We start from the raw sequence: 20,413 nt of genomic DNA on the forward strand, positions 1-20,413 counted from the left end.
CCATGGGTATTTTAAATAGTTCTTTTACGACACTATTATATGAATCCCTCGCAATGACAGGTTTGTGAAAATTAGTGAAATTAGCGTCTTACTCATCAAAACGACCACTTTACTCAATATTAATTGTAATTTTAGGTTATACTATCGTTATTTGTTTTCTAATAAAAGAATTATGCAAAAGTCAATCACCATATTAACAATGATATTCTTATTTTCTACAACTATAGAAGCACAACCTACTGACAATTACTCAGAGGCTTGGTATAAAGTAGAATCTCATGAACTAGAAGGTTTACCAAAATCTGCCTTGGCTGAAGTTGAAAAAATATATAAAAAAGCCAAAAAGGATAAGAACGATCCTCAATTGGTAAAGGCCTTGCTTTATATTTCAAAATTCGCATTGACTTTAGAGGAAGATGCTCAACTAAATACAATCATAAATTTAAAAAAAGAAGCTACAAAAAGTAAATTCCCAACAAAAAACATCTTGGAAAGCATAATTGCAGATATCTATTGGCAATATTTTCAACAAAACCGATATAAATTTTACAATCGTACAAATACTTCAGAGAAGGTAGATACTCTTGATTTTAGAACGTGGGACTTACAAACTATTTTTGAAGAAACGCATCATCATTTTCAGGCGTCATTAATCAATTCAATATCCTTACAAGAATCTGATTTAACTGCTTATAATGCCATTTTACATCTGCAAGGAAACTCTAAAGTCTACAGACCCACTTTATATGATTTTTTAGCTCATAGAGCCATAGATTTTTACAAAACCGATGAACGTAATTTAAGACGTCCTGCTTATAAATTTGAAATTGACAATGCCGAATTATTGGCTCCAAACACTGATTTCACCAAAAATCAATTGTATGCTAAGGATAGTTTATCACAACAATTACATGCCTTACGTTTATATAAAAATTTAACATTATCTCATGCAAAAGATAAAGACCCAACGGCTTTAGTTACGTTAACCTTAGAGCGTTTAGACTTTGTGCGTACAAACGCTGTATTCAGCAATAAAGATGCTGTTTATTTTCATACACTGAATGCTCTTAAAAAACAGTATAATAAACACGAAATAGTTACAGAAATTGATTATAAAATTGCTGTTTATCTAGACAGTCAAGCAAATGCATATGATCCCATAACTAACAACAATCAATGGAAACGCAAAGAGGCTTTAAAAGTTTGTGAAGATGCCATGGCTCTTTTTCCAAAATCTACAGGAGCCGAAAAATGCAAGAGTTTACAAAGTCAAATACTAAACCCTAGTTTACAAATTACAACAGAAAAATTTACACCTATACATAAACCTGCTAAGCTATTGGTTACTTATAAAAACACAGATCAACTATACTTTATAGCATTAAAAATCTCCAAAAGTCAACAAAAAAAGTTTTCTGAAATTTATCAGGATGATAAAAAAATAGCCTTTATCAAAAAATTAAAGGTTATTAAAACATGGAACAGTACATTAAAAAATGAAAGTGATTATCTTCAGCACACTACAGAGGTTTTATTACCTGAGTTAGAAGGTGGAAATTATATGATCTTTACCTCTGTAAACGAGACTATTTCAGATCAATTTACTTTTGGGCATACCTTTACACAAGTAACAGATATTGCTTTAGTTGAAAACACATTAGAGGGTAACAAAATCTATCAAATCGTGGACAGAAACACTGGTAAACCTATCAAGGATGCCCGAATAAATATTAAAAATTATAACACAGGCAGGTATAATAAAGCAATAAACAGAACGCTAACTACTAATAAAAACGGACAGGTCTTTTTCAAAAACAATGTGTATAGAAATAACGTTGTAATCACAGTAAACTATAAAAATGATGAAGCAACATTTGGCGACTATTATTTATATGAAACTCACAAACCTGTCATAAACGAAAATAAATCGGCTCGTATCTTTTTATTTACGGATAGGAGTATTTACAGACCAGGGCAAACCGTTTATTTCAAAGGTATTGCAGTAGCTTCTGAAGACAATAAATCGCATGCTATTGATGGAAAAGAAGTAACCGTGAAGCTAAACGATGTTAATTATCAAGAAGTAAAATCATTCACTTTTAAAACCAACGAATTTGGCTCTTTTAGTGGCGAATTTATCTTGCCAAACACAGGATTAACAGGAAATTTTAATATCTATGCATCTTCCAGTTATCATTTTGGAAATTCACTCAATGGTAGTTCACACTTTTCAGTAGAAGAATATAAACGTCCCAAATTTGAGACTGAATTTAGGCCCGTAACCGATACATACAGAGTTAATGATACCGTAACTATTAATGGTACTGCAAATGCATTTGCTGGAAGTACCATAACCGACGCTAAAGTCACTTATCGCGTATTTAGAACCGCACAATTTCCTAGGTGGTGTTGGTGGTATTATAATGATTATAGTAACAATTCAGAATCCCAAGAAATAACACATGGTGAAACCTCTACGGATGCCAGTGGTAATTATAAAATTGCTTTTAAATCTATTCCAGATATTAAAATAGACCCTAGTAATCAGCCTACTTTTAATTATAAGGTAATGGCTGATGTTACAGATATTAATGGAGAAACACGAAGTACGGAAACTACTGTAAATGTGGGCTACCATGCATTAACACTTTCTATTTCTATGCCTGATAAGCTTGAGAAGTCTGACAAAAACCATACTGTTAATTTACAATCTAACAATTTAAATGGAGCGTTTGTAGCTACAAAAGGTAACCTGAAAATTTACAAGTTGGTTGCTCCTAAATTTGTATTAAGAACACGGCCATGGGAAGCACCAGATTATCAATCATTTTCAGAGGCAGCGTTTAAAAAATTATTCCCTCATGAAGCTTATCAAAAGGAAAATGATTCGAATACATGGAAACAAGGAAAACTAGTTTTTGAAACCACTTTTAATACTGAAAAAGAAAAAGACTTAAAATTGAAAAACATCAGTAAATGGGTTTCAGGCTTGTATATCGTTATTGCAGAAAGTGAAGACAAATTTAAACAGGCGGTAAAAGATGAGTTCCGTTTTGAGGTTTTTAACACCAATGAAAAGGTAGTTTCTGACAAGCAATTACTTTTTATTAAAACAAATAAAAATAAATACCAACCTAACGAATTTGTAAAATTACAATTAGGATCGGCATCAGAAGATATTTCTGTAACAGTTACCGTTGTTAAAAAATATAATATCGTCGAGACTAAAATTGTAAAACTCTCTAATGAAATTAAAACCATTTCAATACCTGTTAAGCCTGAAGATCTTGGTGGTTTTACCATACAATACCAGCTCGTAAATAACAATGCATTTAGCAATGGAAATTTAAATATTAATGTGCCTTATCCTAAAAAGGAATTGTTTATTGAGACCACTACGTTCAGAGATAAATTACAACCAGGGCAAAACGAAACATGGAGCTTTAAAATAAAAGGAAACAAAAAAGACAAGGTGGCAGCAGAAGTATTGGCTTCTATGTATGATGCTTCTTTAGACGAATTTAAACCTCACAACTGGTATTTTAGTCCACTTAACCAACGCTATTATTACAATTACAACCAAAGTACGGCCAGTCATAGTTTTGGGAATGTTAATTTTAATATCGATCAACAAAATTATAGTTATTATGGATTTTCTAACCAAAATTATGACCAACTCAATTGGTTCGGATTTAGTTTAACGAATAGCTGGTTTAATAATAATTATTTAAACTCAATTAGAAGAAATCACGCACCAGATAGAGTTTCCTCATCTACAGATACAAATAAAGAAAAAGGTTATATCTATGGTAAAGTATCTGATAATTCTGGAGTATTACCAGGTGTAAATGTTATAGTGAAAGGAACAGTCAACGGTGTTACAACTGATTTTGATGGAAACTATAAAATAAAAGCTTCTCAGGGCGAAACATTAGTTTTTTCCTATTTGGGATTTAACACTTCTGAAATAACGATTAAAGGGGATAATATTTACAACATAAGATTAAGAGTTGATGAGCAGTCTTTAGATGAAGTGGTAGTTACTGGTTATGGGAGTCAAAGACGAGAAAAAAAGTCTGCCAATAAAGCTTTAAGAGGAAGGGCTTCGGGCGTGGCAATGGTAGCAGATGAATCAGAAATGGCAATGGAAGATAGTATAGCACAACCCGCATTGAGCCCTAGTTCCGTAAAGGAAATTGATGAGGACTTACCAATTACTGAAAGAATTGAAGCAATCCCTCCTCCGCCAGCAACAGATTCACCATTAAAAGGTATCGTTGCTCGTAAAAACTTGCAAGAAACTGCTTTTTTCTATCCACATTTAAAAACGGATACTGAAGGTAATGTAAGTTTTAATTTTACCATTCCAGAAAGTTTAACACGTTGGAATTTAAATCTCTTGGCTCATACGAAAGACATGGCAACCGCACAAATGCGTTTATCTACCGTTACTCAAAAAGAACTGATGGTAATGCCAAATCCACCACGTTTTTTACGTGAAGGTGATGTAATTGTCTTTGCTTCAAAAATTGCCAATTTAACGGAGAATAAATTGGACGGAATTAGCGAATTACAATTGTTTGATGCCTTAACTGATAAACCTATTGATGCCAAATTAGGGAATGCTGATAATCGTAAAACTTTTACGGTAGACGCAAAAGGAAATGTCAATGTAAGCTGGACCTTAAAAATTCCATTTGACGTACAAGCCGTAAAATATAAAATAGTAGCTAAAGCTGGTGATTTTACGGATGGTGAAGAAAATGCCTTACCTGTATTGTCAAACAGAATGTTGGTAACCGAAAGCTTACCTATGTGGCTGCGTTCTAATGAAACCAGAACATTTACTCTTGATAAGTTGAAAAGCAATACATCAACAAGCTTAAAAAATCACAATTTAACCTTAGAAATAACCTCAAATCCAGCTTGGTATGCTGTTCAGGCCTTACCGTATTTAATGGAATACCCTTACGAATGTGCAGAGCAAACTTTTTCTCGATACTATTCAAATGCATTGGCTAGTCATATTGCCAATTCAAACCCAAGGATTCAAGAGGTATTTAATCAATGGAAAAACAGTGATGCTCTGGTATCTAATTTAGAAAAAAACCAAGAATTAAAATCGCTCATAATTCAAGAAACTCCTTGGTTACGTGATGCTCAATCTGAAACAGAGCAGAAAAAACGAATTGCCTTACTGTTTGATTTGAATAAAATGAAAAACGAATTGGCTTCTGCCTTACGTAAATTGGAACAAGTTCAAATGGGCAATGGTGGTTTCCCTTGGTTTAAAGGAGCACGATATCCTAATCGATATATTACACAACATATTGCGTCAGGCTTTGGACACCTAAGAAAATTAAATGTCACGTCGAGCGGAGACGAGACGTCATCCATGCTTAATAAAGCCGTGAAATTTTTAGATGATGAGATACTATCTGATTTTAACGAATTAAAAAAACAAGCGAAAAAAATTAAAGCCAGAGCCAAAACAAAAGCGGAAGGTGAACGCTTGGAAAAAGAGTTTTGGGTAAGTAATCATACCCATCATTTTCAAATTCAATATTTGTATATGCGTAGTTTTTATAAGGATATTACCATTCGTAACAATGTTCAAACAGCTGTTGATTATTTTACCAATCAAGCCTACGAATTTTGGAAAAAAAACAACTTATACACAAAAGGTATGATTTCATTAGTCGCAAAAAGAAATGACAAAACGGCAGTAGCCAATAAAATAATAGCTTCACTAAAAGAAAATTCAATATCAAGCCAAGAACTGGGTATGTATTGGAAAGAGAACACGGCTAGTTGGTATTGGTATCAAGCTCCAATTGAAACACAAGCCTTGCTGATTGAAGCATTTACTGAAGTTGAAGGTGATATAAAAATCATTGACGAACTTAAGGTCTGGTTGTTAAAGAATAAACAAACGAATCGTTGGAAAACGACAAAAGCAACTACTGAAGCTGTTTATGCTTTACTCTTACAAGGTACAGATTGGTTAGAAGTTACTGAATTTGTAGACATCACCATCGGCGATCAAAAAATTGACCCTTTACAATTGGAAGACACCAAAATAGAAGCTGGAACGGGGTATTTTAAAGCCTCATGGAAAGGTGACGAAATAAAAGCAGACATGGCAACCGTAACCTTAAGTAAGAAATCTGAAGGTGTAGCTTGGGGAGCATTGTATTGGCAATATTTTGAGGATTTAGACAAAATAACCTCAGCCAAAACACCATTGCAATTGTCTAAAAAGCTATTCCTTAAAAAGAATACGGATCATGGCGAAGAGCTTACGGTTATCACTGAAAGTACCAATTTAAAATTGGGCGATTTAGTTCGTGTTCGAATAGAGTTAAAAGTAGATAGAACCATGGAATTTGTTCATATGAAAGATATGCGTGCAGCAGGATTTGAACCTATAAATGTACTATCACAATACAAATGGCAAGACAATTTAGGGTATTATGAAAGCACAAAAGATGCGGCTACCAATTTCTTTTTTGACTATTTACCCAAAGGTGTTTATGTTTTTGAATACGACTTACGTGTCAATAACAAAGGTGATTTCTCTAATGGTATTACAACAATACAAAGTATGTATGCACCTGAGTTTAGTAGTCACAGTGAAGGTGTCAGGGTGAAGGTTAAGTAAAATCTCCTCCCTATCCCTCCCCGTAGGGAAGGGAATATTGGAGTGGATAATTGTTTGAATAACGACACCCCTAAAGTCTCCTCAAGGGGACATTAGTTACCAAATTACTTTAGTATTGTCCCCTTGAGGAGACTTTAGGGGTGTTTATAAATTATATTAATGATAAAAAAAATAATTGATTTTTTACTCAAGTTAGGCATAGTAGCTGCACTCTTGACATCAATATTGCCAAACATCTTTCCCAATTATTGGCTTATTGATATTATGTCAAACTTTAAGCTGCAAATTTCAATTTTTCTAATAATTGTATTTGTATTAAACCTATTTACTAAAAAAAGCAAGATTATTAGTGGCATTACCATATTACTGATCATTTGGAATACTTCTTTTATATACCGTCTTTATTTTCCAAGTAAACTTGGTGAGATACATAAGTTAAGAGGAACCACAATTGTCAGTATCAATTTACTTTCAAGTAATAACGATTCTGAAAAAGTCATAGACTTTATAAAAACTAAGAGTCCTGATATTCTCATCTTACTTGAATATAATCAAAAATGGAAATCTGCTTTAAGTGACATTACAGAACAGTATACTTTTAAAAAATGGGTACTTCGTAATGATAATTTCGGAATTGGATACTATAGTAAGATAGCCTCGGAAATGTCCGTTTTAAATTTTGATTCATCAAAAGTCCCTTCTATTCTAGCTAGCCTAAAAATTGATGACAAACCCATAGATTTAATTGCAACGCACCCTTTTCCTCCAATGGGTAAAAGAAACTTTGATATTCGTAATGCTCATTTTAAGAATCTTGCTAAAAAAAGGAAAGAGCTTTCTGAAAATTTAATCGTTATAGGCGATTTAAATACCTCTTCTTATTCAAAACACTTTAAAGATTTATTATTAAATACCAACTTAAAAGATTCGCGAAATGGATTAGGTATACTGCCAACTTGGCCAACAATGTTTACAATCTTAAATACCACTTTAGATCATGCGTTGATAAGTAAGGCTATTAGCGTTATTGATCGTGGTACTGGACCAAATATTGGTTCAGATCATTTACCTATCTTTATGGAGTTCAGAATTAAGGAATAAAAAGAATGTTTTTAATTCTTTGGCACCATATTTGGTTACTACTTAGTAATTAATAATAAATTATAAATAATTATGAGTAAAGGAACAGTAAAGTTCTTCAACGATGCCAAAGGATTTGGTTTTGTAACTGAAGAAGGTTCAAACAAAGAACATTTCGTTCACATTTCTGGATTAATCGATGAAATTCGCGAAGGCGATGAAGTTGAATTTGATTTAGAAGAAGGAAGAAAAGGTTTAAACGCAGTAAATGTAAAAGTTATATAACATATATATATTACTAGTTAAAATTTTAAACAAGAGCCCATCAATAGATGGGCTTTTTTATTGTCACAAAGTGTACGTAAAAACAATTTAAGAGCTAACTCCATTGATATCAATACTATAAAAACAATTATCATATAACCAATACTACGTTACTATTCTTATCGTTAATAATAAGACAATACAAAATAAGTGGAAATATGTTTGAAGACGACGATGATGACTACAAGTCTCACGAGGAAATAGAAAAAATGCCTATCTATAAAAAAGCATGGGAAATTATGTTACTAGGCAGAAAAATTGGAAGTTTAGTTTCAAAGGATGATGTTGAAACTGCTGATGAAGCTGAAGGTGAAATGCTTGAAAATTACGCTACCTACATCATCGAAAATGCATTGATTATTCCTGCAAAAATTGCAGGAGCAGAAGGAGCTAACGTTTATGATATTCGCATGGAAAATGCTGCTATTATAAGAAAATCGGCTCGTGAAATTTTAACAAGTTGCTCTGGTATGCAACTTTGCGGCTACCAAGACAATGACTATATAGAGTTACTAAGAAACGAAATTGAAGAATTCCGTGTCATCTTTGCGGAATGGGTGGCAAGTTTTGACCCAAACAATTATATGATTGACCGTTGGGGATTGTTTAATCCTCCTGGCGTAAATTATAATGACTACGCCCCTGATGACGATATTAATTTTGACGACGATTTCTTAGGATAAAATATTACTAACCTCATAGCTTCAAAACCTATGAGGTTTATTTTTTCACTACATTTGAGAAGAACTTATTCCCTTAGCATGAAAATCAACAACTCTTTTAATACTCCATTCTTAGTTATATTTTCATTTTTCTTATTGAATTCAGAGCTTTCGGTAGGTCAAACGAATTCTAAACCACTTAAAATAGGCGTTGTAGGATTATCTCATAGTCATGTTGGTTGGATTTTAAGCAGACCAGATAAAGGAGATATAAAAATTGTCGGAATTGTAGAGCCCAATAAAGACCTAGCAGAACGTTACTCAAAAGATTTTGGATACTCCATGGATATTGTTTTTGCTACCATGGAAGACATGATTAAAGCGACAAAACCAGAAGCTGTCACTGCTTTCGGTTCTATTTATAAACATTTAGAAGTAGTCGAAACTTGTGCTCCTTTAGGTATTCATGTGATGGTTGAAAAACCTTTGGCAGTAAGTATGGAACATGCGAAAAAAATGGAGGCTCTTGCCAAAAAACATAATATTCACTTATTGACCAATTATGAGACCACATGGTATGCTACAAATCATAAGGCTTATGAAATGGTCGAAAACGGTGACATAGGAATTCTCAGAAAAATAGTAGTTCGTGATGGGCATCAAGGACCAAAAGAAATTGGTATTAATAAAGAATTTTTAGAATGGCTTACAGACCCTGTGCTTAACGGTGGTGGTGCCTTGGTTGATTTTGGCTGTTACGGTGCTAATTTAATTACATGGTTTACAAAAGGTAAAAAACCAGAAGCCGTATTCGCAATGACCCAAACCATAAAACCAGAAATCTATCCAAATGTAGATGATGAAGCGACAATTATTTTACAATACCCTAAAATGCAAGGTATTATTCAAGCTTCGTGGAATTGGCCGGTGTCAAGAAAAGACATGGAAATCTATGGTAAAACAGGATACGTATATAGTGACAATGCTAAAACAATGCGTTACCGTTTAAATGAAAAAGAGGAAGAGCAAAAAAATGTTTTAGAATCTCGTTTGGCTCCTTATGATGATCCTTTCTCAATGCTTGAAGCGGTGGTTCGAAATAAAATTACGTTACCGCCATATGACTTATCTTCATTAGAAAACAATATGATTGTGGTTGAAATTTTAGATGCCGCTAAAAAAAGTGCAAAAACAGGAAAGAAAGTAAAGTTGAATAATTAATTCAATTTATACCTCAAATTGCGTGTATCTAGTTCATTCAATAAATCTTGAGATATTTTAACTTTTGCAGATCTACTAGGCATTTGTAGCTTCAGTTTTTCTTCACGATCATATACTAAAAAGTTCAATACGTCTTTACCTTTATGGTCTTCTAAAATTTCTTCTAAGGTATTTATTCTTTGGTCCGTAAGCTCTAATATATCTAATTGTAACGTTAGCTTATTGGCCAAAAGGTCTAACACATCTTGTAACATTTGTATATTATTGAATTGCATACGTACATCACCCTCTCTCCATCCTTTACGAACAGAAATTTTGACATGTAAAAAAGAATTGGGTATTAAAAAATGCTTATACCTTAAATATTCCTCGCCAAACATTCTAAACTCATAGGCTTCTGAATAATCTTCAATTGTAAATAATGCCCAGCCTTTACCATTTTTTGAAACTCTATGTTGCACATCAGTAACAATACCCGCAATAGTTAAATCTTTATTTACTAAACTTGGTAAATCATTAAAGGAACTGATAGGAGCATTGCAAAAATATTTTATTTCTGTTTTAAAATCGTCCAATGGGTGGCCTGAAATATAGATACCAATCATCTCTTTTTCTTTTGCCAATTTCTCCATAACTCCCCAAGGTTCACAATCGGGAATTATAGGTTCTTCAAATTGAATTTCAGAGGCTTCACCAAACATAGAAATCTGGGCTGAGTTTTTATTTTCTTGGTATTTATTTCCAAAGCGAATGGCTCTTTCAATAAACGTTTGTCCACGTTCGTCATGCTCAAAATATTGAGCTCTGTGAGTTTCTATAAATGAATCAAATGCACCCGCTAATACTAATCCGTCAAAAGCTTTTTTGTTTGTAGAACGTAAATCTACACGTTTGGCCATATCAAAAATCGAAGTATAAGGACCATTCTCTTTACGCTCAGAAACAATGGCTTCTACAGCATTAGATCCAACCCCTCTTACAGCTCCCATTCCGAAACGGATGGCACCTTCATTATTTACCGCAAACTTGTAAAAAGATTCGTTAACATCTGGACTCAACACTTCAATCCCCGCACGTCTACATTCATCCATAAAGAACGTAACCTGCTTAATATCATTCATATTATTTGACAATACCGCTGCCATATATTCCGCAGGATAATGTGCTTTTAAATAAGCCGTTTGATATGCTATATAGGCATAACATGTAGAGTGCGATTTGTTAAAGGCATAAGCAGCAAACGCTTCCCAGTCTTTCCAAATTTTTTCTAATGCATCTTCTGGATGTCCATTTTTAGTACCACCTGCAATAAATTTAGGTTTTAATTTTTCAAGTAAAGCAAATATCTTTTTACCCATGGCCTTACGCAAACCATCAGCTTCACCTTTGGTAAACCCAGCTAATTTTTGAGACAATAACATCACTTGCTCTTGGTACACCGTTACCCCATACGTTTCCTTAAGGTATTCTTCCATTTCTGGAAGGTCATATTCAATAGCTTCTGTACCATGTTTACGATTAATAAACAAAGGTATATATTCCATTGGACCTGGTCTATACAAGGCATTCATCGCAATTAAATCCGCAAACTCAGTTGGTCTTAAAGACTTCATATGCTTCTGCATTCCAGGCGATTCATACTGAAAAATACCTACCGTTTCTCCGCGTTGAAACAACTCATATGTCTTTTTATCATCTAACGGAAATTCATCAGGGTCTAAATCAACCCCATGTATGGCTTTAATTATTTTTACAGCATCTTTAATTAAAGTTAATGTCTTTAACCCTAAAAAATCCATTTTTAGTAGGCCAGCATCTTCAACAACATTATTATCAAATTGAGTTACATAAAGATCAGAACCTTTAGCTGTTGCAACGGGAATTAAATTGGTAATATCTTCAGGGGTAATAATGACACCACAAGCGTGCGTACCTGTATTACGAACAGACCCTTCTAAAGCAACGGCTTGCATAATAGTCTCAGCGACAATACCATGACCCTCTGCTAAATTTCGTAGTTCATTTACATTTACAACCTCTTCACTTCGTAAAGCTTTTATTTTGGCAATGCTTTTTGGATCGTCTCCAAAAATGCTAGCCAATTTTGTATTTGGAATTAATTTGGCGATCCTATCAGCATCTGATAACGGTAAATCTAATACCCTCGCTGTATCTCTTATAGAAGATTTCGCGGCCATTGTACCATATGTAATAATTTGAGCCACTTGATTGGCACCGTATTTATCTATTACATAGTCAATTACTCGCTGTCTCCCTTCATCATCAAAATCAATATCAATATCCGGTAACGAAACACGATCGGGATTTAAAAAACGCTCAAAAAGTAAGTCATACTTAATGGGGTCAATATTTGTAATCCACAAACAATACGCTACGGCTGAACCTGCTGCAGAACCACGACCTGGCCCTACGGAAACTCCCATTTCTCTCGCTTTGAGAATAAAATCCCATACAATTAAGAAATACCCTGGATATCCCGTTTTTTCAATGATCTCTAACTCAAAATCAAGACGTTCTTGCTTTTCTTTATCTAATTTTCCGTATCGTTTTTCAGCACCTTCAAAAGTTAAATGCTTTAAAAATGCATTTTCTCCTCTTACGCCACCATCTTCAGCATCTTTTGGATCTACAAACTGTTCAGGAATGTCAAATTTTGGAAGTAACACATCACGCTGCAAAGTATACACTTCAATTTTATCGACAATTTCTTCAATGTTAACAATGGCTTCAGGCGTATGACGAAACAATTGTTTCATCTCTTCTTGACTCTTAAAATAATATTCCTCATTGGGTAAACCATAACGGAAGCCTCTTCCCCTACCCTTTGGTGTAGCTACCTTTTCACCATCTTTTACACAAAGTAAAATATCATGCGAATCTGCATCTGACTTATTAATGTAATAGGTGTTGTTAGCAGCTATTAATTTTATATCGTGTTTTTTTGAAAAATCAATCAACACATTATTTACGTGTTGCTCATTTTCTTGATTATGGTTATTTAATTCTATATAAAAATCATCTCCAAAGGTATCTTTCCACCAAACCAATGCTTCCTCGGCTTGATTTTCACCCATATTAAGAATCTTTGAGGCAATTTCCCCATAAATATTCCCACTCAATACAATGATATCTTCTTTGTATTTTTCAACAATGGTTTTATCTATTCTGGGTACATAATAAAAACCATCAACATAAGCTGTAGATGCCATTTTTGCTAAATTATGATATCCATTTTTATTTTTGGCCAACAAAACCATTTGGTATCCATTATCCTTTACGGATTTGTTTTTATGATCTTCACAAACAAAAAATTCACAACCCACAATCGGTTTAATTTGATGCTCATTGTTTTTATTACTACTTAAAGCTTCCTTTACAAAGTAAAAAGCCCCCATCATATTACCAGTATCCGTTAAACCTACGGCTGGCATCTTGTTTTTTACTGCTGTTTCAACAAGTTTTTTAATACTCGCTGTTGATTGTAAAATGGAAAATTGAGAATGGTTGTGTAAATGAGAAAATGCAAAATCATCTAAGTTTATATCTGAATTAGATGCTGCACTTCCAGATTGCCCCTCTGTTTTTTCACTCTTTTTTCTTAGTTTCTTACTCTCTTTTTTAAGGTTGGTATGTTTAAGCCCTATCAGCTCAATTACTTGAGGATTTTCTCTCGAAAACTCCTCAAAATACTTGGCATCAACATCTAATTCTTCTTTGGTATATAAACGTTTTCTAATCAGCTCAAAAAAGCATCGTGTGGTGGCTTCAACATCCGCAGTAGCATTATGAGCTTCAGCGAAAGGAGCATTAAATAAATGTTGGTGTAATTCTGTTAAGGTTGGTAATTTAAACTTACCCCCTCTACCTCCTGGAATTTGACACAACGTAGCTGTTTTTTCAGTACAGGTATCTAACAGTGGTAATTCATTCAACTGGGTCTCAATTCCTTGACGATAGTATTCACTACCCATAATATTTAAGTCAAAACCAACATTCTGACCAACTACAAAAGTTGTTTTTGAAAGAGCTTCATTAAATAACTTTAATACGGTATCTAACTCTTCTCCTTTTGCTTCTGCTAATTCTGTAGAAATACCATGAATTTGTTCCGCATCATAAGGTATATTAAACCCTTCTGGTTTAATTAAATACTCATGACTTTCTATTAATTTACCGTACTTATCATGTGTTTGCCACGCTATCTGTACACACCTTGGCCAATTATCGGTATCGGTAATTGGGGCATTCCATTTTTTAGGCAATCCGGTAGTTTCGGTGTCAAAAATTAAGTACATAAATAGAAGTGATTTTTATTGCGAGAACGGGTTTAAAACTACCCTTATTTCGAATGTTTAAAATTAGTGTTTTAATTGTTTTTTTTGATCAGATTTTTAAGGATTTTATTAACAGGAAATTTTAACGTCAATTGCATGAGAGAATAGCTGGAATAGACTACTTAAACATTTTTTAATCATGATAGTAAAAAACCTTAAACCAAACCCTTTATACTACTCATAATTTAAAAGGTTGTATTACTTTAGTTTTAGTTCAAAAATTAAATTTAAAAACCTTTATATTTGAACATCGACAAAACAAACCTACCAACATGAAAAACAATTTCCTTTTTCTATTCTTCTTATTTCTTTCTTTTAATTTTTTCGGACAATCTATAGTCCAAAATGTACCTTTTACTAATATTGGCCCCTCTGTAATGAGTGGTCGCGTGGTAGATTTTGATGTAAACCCTGACCAACCTACTGAATTTTATGTAGCCTATGCTTCTGGAGGCTTATGGTATACAAATAATAATGGCACTTCATTTACTGCTGTTACCGAAACGGCTCCAACCCAAAACATGGGCGACGTTGCTGTTGATTGGAATTCAGGCACTATTTATATTGGGACCGGAGAAAGTAATTCTTCACGTTCTTCTTATGCGGGAATTGGAATTTTAAAAAGTACCGACAAAGGTAAAATTTGGACAAACGTTGGCCTACCAGATTCGCATCATATTGGTAGGGTGATAATTAATAAAAACAATACTGATGAAGTGGTTGTTGGTGTGATTGGACATTTGTATTCTTCAAATGCTGAACGTGGTATTTTTAAAACTACAGATGGTGGAAAATCGTGGAAGAATGTACTATTTATTGATGAGAATACGGGTGTAATAGACCTTTCTGTCTCTCCTACCAATCCTGATATAATGTATGCAGCTTCTTGGGAAAGAACAAGAAAAGCATGGGACTTTGATGGCGACGGAGATCATTCAGCGATATATAAAAGTACAGATGCGGGTTCTACTTGGACTAAAATGACTGATGCCAAAAGTGGCTTCCCATCTGATGGTGGCGTTGGCCGAATTGGCTTAGCTGCATTTAGTGATGACGTTATTTATGCTTTATTAGATAATCAAAACAGAAGACCTGCTGAGAAAAAAGTTACATCTGAAGGTTTGAAAAAGGAAGATTTTGAAACCATGAGCACTATTGATTTTTCAAAACTTGACACTAAAAAACTTGACGAATTTTTAAAAGCCAATCGATTTGATAAAAAATACACGGCCAAAAGTGTGAAAGAAAAAGTAGAAAATGGTAGTATAAAACCGATCGATTTATCCGTTTATTTAACAGATGCTAATTCAGTTATGTTTGACACTCCAGTTATTGGAGCAGAAGTTTACAAATCAACAGATGGCGGTAAAACGTGGTCAAAAACACACAAAGGTTTTATAGATGGTCTTTATAGTTCTTATGGTTATTACTTTGGTTTAATTGCAGTAAATACTAAAAATGAAGATAAAGTTTATATAGGAGGTGTTCCTTTATTAAAATCAGTTGATGGTGGTGAAACTTTTGAATCAATTGGTAAAGAAAATGTACACTCAGATCATCAAGCAATTTGGGTGAACCCTAACTTAAACGGTCATGTTATTAATGGAAATGACGGAGGTGTTAACATTACCTATGATGATGGTGAAAACTGGACAAAAAACAACTCACTTGCGGTGGGGCAATATTATTATGTAAATGTTGATAATAAAAAACCTTATAATGTTTACGGTGGTTTTCAAGATAATGGTGTTTGGTATGGCCCTAGCACATATAAAGCTTCTAAAAGTTGGGAAGGCACAGGACAATATCCTTATAAAAGAATTGGTGGTGGTGATGGCATGCAAGTTCAAATTGATAGTCGCGATGACAATATTGTCTATTCTGGATCTCAGTTTGGTTATTACACCCGTCTTAATATAGAAACTGGCGAGCGTTTAAGCTTTAATCCAAAACACGAATTAGGCGATTCTCCATATCGTTATAATTGGCAAACACCTATTTTATTATCTCCTCACAATCAGGATATTTTATATATGGCCGCCAATAAATTGTTACGCTCAATGGACAAAGGTGAAAATTTTGAAGTGATTTCGGGCGACTTAACGACAGGTGGCAAAAAAGGAAATGTTCCTTTCGGTACCATAGCTACAATTTCAGAAAGTCCTTTTCAATTTGGGATGATCTATACGGGTTCTGATGATGGATTAATTCAGCTAACAAAAGATGGCGGTGTTACTTGGTCAAAAATCTCTGATGACTTACCTCAAGGATTATGGGTGTCTCGTGTCATTGCTTCACAACATGAAAGAAATCGTGTTTACGCTACGTTAAATGGATATAGAAGTGATGATTTTAAAGCGTATGCTTATGTAAGTGAAGACATGGGTAACACATGGAAATCTATTGCTAACGGATTGCCAGATTATTCTATTAACGTAATTAAAGAAGACCCTATCGATGAAAATATATTGTATTTAGGAACAGACAATGAAGTTTTTGTAAGTTTTGATAAAGGACAAAATTGGCAAGTGTTTTCTAATGGAATTCCAAAAGTTGCTGTGCACGATTTAGTGATACAAGAACGAGAAAAAGATTTGATTATCGGTACACATGGACGTTCACTTTACAAAGCAAATATTGCCACACTTCAACAATACAACAATGTAAAAAATAAAACGATTGCTCTTTTTAAATTACCTGAAATGAGACACTCTTCACGTTGGGGAAATTCTTGGAGTCAGTATTCAAAACCATATCTACCTAATATAGAAGTTTCCTATTTTACATCAAACGCTGGTACTGTTAAATTAGAAGTATTGGCTGACGAAAAAAATGTGTTGTACAGCGAAACTTTAAAAACAGATAGTGGATTCAATTTTAAAGATTATGATTTCTCTGTTTCTGAAAAGAGTTTAAAAAGCTATTTTATCAAGAAAAAAATAGATCTAAAAAAGGCTGATAACGGGAAGTATTATTTACCGAAAGGAGAGTATTTGTTGAGAGTTTCTAAGGGTAAGGAAAGTGTTACGGAGAAGTTGGTGGTTAAATAATCTCATTTTTCAAACCCTCAAATAGTTGATAAACTAAATTAAAAAAAACGCATAATTTGTTATTTTTAATTAGTCATACTATGGCAGCTTTAGAGTGTAAAAGTGAAGTGACTAACTTTTTTTTGTTATTATATTTCTAACCTTATTTAAATCCTCCAACGTATCCACTGCAATGGTTTCAAACTCTGTGGTGGCTACTTTTATTTTATTTCCATTTTCTAACCAGCGGTTTTGCTCTAAAGATTCGGCAATTTCAAGTGAGGTCTGAGATAAATTAGCAAATTCTTCTAAAGCTACAGGAGTAAACGCATACATACCTACATGTTTGTAAAAAGTATGTTGTTGCTGCCAATTGTTTTTATCGGCATCACGTACAAAAGGAATTACAGAGCGGCTAAAATACATGGCATTATTATTCTTATCCATCACCACAAAAACACCACCTTCAAATACGTTTTCCGAAGCTTTTACAGGAATAACTAAGGTTGCCATTTGGGTTGACTTATCATCAAAGCAAGAAAGGATTTGTTTGATTTGTTCTGGCTCTAACAAAGGTTCATCTCCTTGAATATTAATAACGACATCATAATCAACTCCTGAAGTAGATTTAAATATTTCAAATGCTTCTAAACACCGGTTTGTACCTGTATTATGCTTGTCGGAAGTCATGACCACATTGCCTCCAAAAGCCTTTACCGCTTTTTCAATACGCTTATCATCAGTCGCAACTAAAACATCTGTCAATGCTTTTTTGGCCTGTTCGTAAACACGTTGAATCATGGGTTTTCCACAAATATCTAGTAAAGGTTTGCCTTCTAATCTTGTGGAGCCATATCTGGCAGGTAATATTCCTAAAATGTTCATGATATTTTTTATGTATTTACAAATATGCCAATTAAAATTCATTTATAAAATCAAATGATTATATTTATAACATACTACAGACCAAAGACAACTAAAATTCTCATCAAGAGAAAGGGAATTAAAAAAACGCTATCAACATACTTTATAACAAAAAAACGTAGTATATTTGCAGCCCACTTCGAGAAAGTGAATAAATCATTAATAATCAAGGTCGTGTACCTTAAATAATTAACAACAAATGCCAGTAAAAATTAGATTACAAAGACACGGTAAAAAAGGAAAACCATTCTATTGGATCGTTGCAGCAGATGCTCGTTCAAAAAGAGATGGTAAGTCTTTAGAAAAATTAGGAACGTACAACCCAAATACTAATCCTGCAACAATCAATTTAGATATTGATCGTGCTGTAAAATGGTTACAAAATGGAGCTCAACCTACTGATACTGCAAAAGCAATTTTGTCGTATAAAGGTGCTTTATTAAAAAATCATTTAGCTGGTGGTGTTAGAAAAGGTGCTTTAACTGAAGAACAAGCAGAAGAAAAATTCCAAGCTTGGTTAGATGATAAAGCAAAAAGAGTTGATGCTAAAGTTGATGGCTTATCTAAAGCTGACGCTAGTGCTAAAGCTAAAGCTCTAGAAGCTGAAAAAGAAGCTAACGAAGCAAGAATTGCTAAAAACGCACCTGCTCCTGTAGTAGCTGAAGTTGAGGCTCCTGCTGAAGAAGCTGTTGAAGAAGCTCCTCAAACTATTGACGAAGCTGCTGCTGAAGCTAATGAAGCACCAGTTGCTGAAAAAGTTGAAGAAGTAAAAGCTTCTAAAGAAGAAGAATAAATTTATTTATTATATCTTATATTTAAAGCCTGACAAATTTTGTCAGGCTTTTTAATTTTTATTATGCAAAAAAAAGATTGTTTCTATTTAGGAAAAGTAGTTAGAAAACACAGTTTTAAAGGAGAAGTAGTTATAAAGCTAGATACAGATGAGCCAGACTTGTATCAAAATATGGATGCTGTATTTTTAGAAGCTGGTAATAACTTTATTCCCTTTTTTATAGAAAAAAGCCTCTTACAAAAAGGTAATCAACTCCGTGTACAGTTCGAAAACTTTACCACAGAAGAAGATGCAGATTCTATTATGAAATGTGGTGTGTATCTACCTTTAACCTTATTACCTAAACTAACTGGAAATAAATTTTACTATCACGAAGTAATTGGGTTTACTATTGAAGATGTAAATTACGGTAGCGTTGGTAGTCTAGTGGGTGTCAATGACAAAACAGCTCAGCCCCTTTTTATAATTGAAAATGGAGACAAAGAAGTTTTGATTCCAATGATAGATGACTTTATAAAAAAAGTAGATAGAGCTAACAAAAAAATTGTTGTGGAAACTCCTGAGGGATTAATTGAAATGTATTTAGATGAATAAACTCTTTTCATTCAAACAATTCACCATTAATCAAGACCAATGTGCAATGAAAATTGGCACTGATGGTGTATTATTAGGAGCTTGGACTTCTATAAAGCACAATCCTGAATCAATATTAGATATTGGAACGGGAACTGGCGTTATTGCATTACAATTGGCTCAACGAAGTGATGCCGAAATAATTGATGCCATAGAAATTGATGACAATGCTTTTGAACAAGCCGTTGAAAATTTTGAAAACTCACCTTGGGGTGATCGATTATTTTGCTATCATGCTTCTTTGGAAGAATTTACAAATGAAATGGATGATAACTATGATTTGATAATTTCAAACCCCCCATTTTATAACGATGCGTTTCAAAGTGATGATAATGCTAGAAATACAGCTCGTTTCACAGATTCATTACCTTTTGATATACTCCTCAAATCCGTGTCTAAACTATTAAGTAGCACTGGTGTTTTTACGGTTATTATACCCTATAAAGAAGAAAAAAATTTTATAAAATTAGCAAAACAGCATAACCTTTTCGTCAACATTATCTGTAACGTTAAAGGCACACCAACTTCTGATATTAAAAGAAGTTTATTAGAATTTTCATTTACAGAAAATGAAGTAATAATGGAGGACTTGGTAATTGAAACTGCTCGGCATCACTACACGGACACTTATATTAAATTAGTAAAAGACTTTTATTTAAAAATGTAATTTACTTAATTGAATACATGATTTTTTGAATTCAGAAAAGTATCACTCAACGCAGATAACAAAA

General features: G+C 33.5%; 11 protein-coding genes. 9 read left to right on the forward strand and 2 right to left on the reverse strand.

Annotated elements, in window-relative coordinates; genetic code table 11:
* Positions 1–172 precede the first annotated feature (172 nt).
* The 5 genes from D3P13_RS08760 to D3P13_RS08780 all read left to right on the forward strand — a co-directional run bounded on the left by D3P13_RS08760 (position 173) and on the right by D3P13_RS08780 (position 9,948).
* Positions 173–6,661 carry an alpha-2-macroglobulin family protein gene (locus D3P13_RS08760; RefSeq protein WP_232829161.1) on the forward strand — a complete coding sequence of 2,163 codons (6,489 nt, stop codon included), beginning with the start codon at positions 173–175 and terminating at the stop codon, positions 6,659–6,661.
* Between the two features lie 159 nt (positions 6,662–6,820).
* Complete coding sequence (locus D3P13_RS08765) at positions 6,821–7,762, forward strand: endonuclease/exonuclease/phosphatase family protein (RefSeq protein ID WP_117881454.1); 942 nt, start codon at positions 6,821–6,823, stop codon at positions 7,760–7,762.
* A 72-nt stretch (positions 7,763–7,834) separates the two neighbouring features.
* Positions 7,835–8,026 carry a cold-shock protein gene (locus D3P13_RS08770; RefSeq protein WP_117881456.1) on the forward strand — a complete coding sequence of 64 codons (192 nt, stop codon included), beginning with the start codon at positions 7,835–7,837 and terminating at the stop codon, positions 8,024–8,026.
* Positions 8,027–8,223: 197 nt separating this feature from the next.
* Positions 8,224–8,748: a hypothetical protein gene (locus D3P13_RS08775; protein ID WP_117881458.1), complete on the forward strand. Its 525-nt coding sequence runs from the start codon at positions 8,224–8,226 to the stop codon at positions 8,746–8,748.
* A gap of 78 nt (positions 8,749–8,826) precedes the next feature.
* Entirely contained in the window at positions 8,827–9,948 is a 1,122-nt protein-coding gene (locus D3P13_RS08780; RefSeq protein ID WP_117881460.1) for a Gfo/Idh/MocA family protein, read from the forward strand.
* Here D3P13_RS08780 and dnaE read toward each other — a convergent pair.
* The gene (gene dnaE, locus D3P13_RS08785; RefSeq protein ID WP_117881462.1) at positions 9,945–14,264 is read right to left on the reverse strand and encodes a DNA polymerase III subunit alpha; all 4,320 of its coding nucleotides are present in this window, start codon (positions 14,262–14,264) and stop codon (positions 9,945–9,947) included. The genes D3P13_RS08780 and dnaE overlap by 4 nt on opposite strands.
* A 311-nt stretch (positions 14,265–14,575) precedes the next feature.
* Here dnaE and D3P13_RS08790 point away from each other — a divergent pair, with 311 nt between their 5' ends.
* A complete protein-coding gene (locus D3P13_RS08790) occupies positions 14,576–17,353 on the forward strand; it encodes a WD40/YVTN/BNR-like repeat-containing protein (protein ID WP_117881464.1) in 2,778 nt (925 codons plus the stop codon).
* Between the two features lie 111 nt (positions 17,354–17,464).
* Here D3P13_RS08790 and kdsB read toward each other — a convergent pair whose 3' ends face one another.
* Positions 17,465–18,217 carry a 3-deoxy-manno-octulosonate cytidylyltransferase gene (gene kdsB, locus D3P13_RS08795; RefSeq protein WP_117881466.1) on the reverse strand — a complete coding sequence of 251 codons (753 nt, stop codon included), beginning with the start codon at positions 18,215–18,217 and terminating at the stop codon, positions 17,465–17,467.
* Positions 18,218–18,455: 238 nt separating this feature from the next.
* Here kdsB and D3P13_RS08800 point away from each other — a divergent pair, with 238 nt between their 5' ends.
* The 3 genes from D3P13_RS08800 to D3P13_RS08810 all read left to right on the forward strand — a co-directional run bounded on the left by D3P13_RS08800 (position 18,456) and on the right by D3P13_RS08810 (position 20,349).
* On the forward strand, positions 18,456–19,049 hold the full coding sequence (locus D3P13_RS08800) for a 30S ribosomal protein S16 (RefSeq protein WP_117881469.1): 594 nt from the start codon (positions 18,456–18,458) through the stop codon (positions 19,047–19,049).
* A gap of 63 nt (positions 19,050–19,112) precedes the next feature.
* Positions 19,113–19,643 (forward strand): ribosome maturation factor RimM, encoded by a 531-nt coding sequence (rimM, locus tag D3P13_RS08805; protein WP_117881471.1) that lies wholly within the window; start codon positions 19,113–19,115, stop codon positions 19,641–19,643.
* Positions 19,636–20,349, forward strand: a complete 714-nt coding sequence (locus D3P13_RS08810; protein WP_117881473.1) for a tRNA1(Val) (adenine(37)-N6)-methyltransferase — start codon at positions 19,636–19,638, stop codon at positions 20,347–20,349. The genes rimM and D3P13_RS08810 overlap by 8 nt, the downstream gene beginning before the upstream one ends.
* Positions 20,350–20,413: the final 64 nt, after the last annotated feature.

The organism is Aureibaculum luteum (assembly GCF_003449015.1).
Taxonomy (GTDB): domain Bacteria; phylum Bacteroidota; class Bacteroidia; order Flavobacteriales; family Flavobacteriaceae; genus Aureibaculum; species Aureibaculum luteum.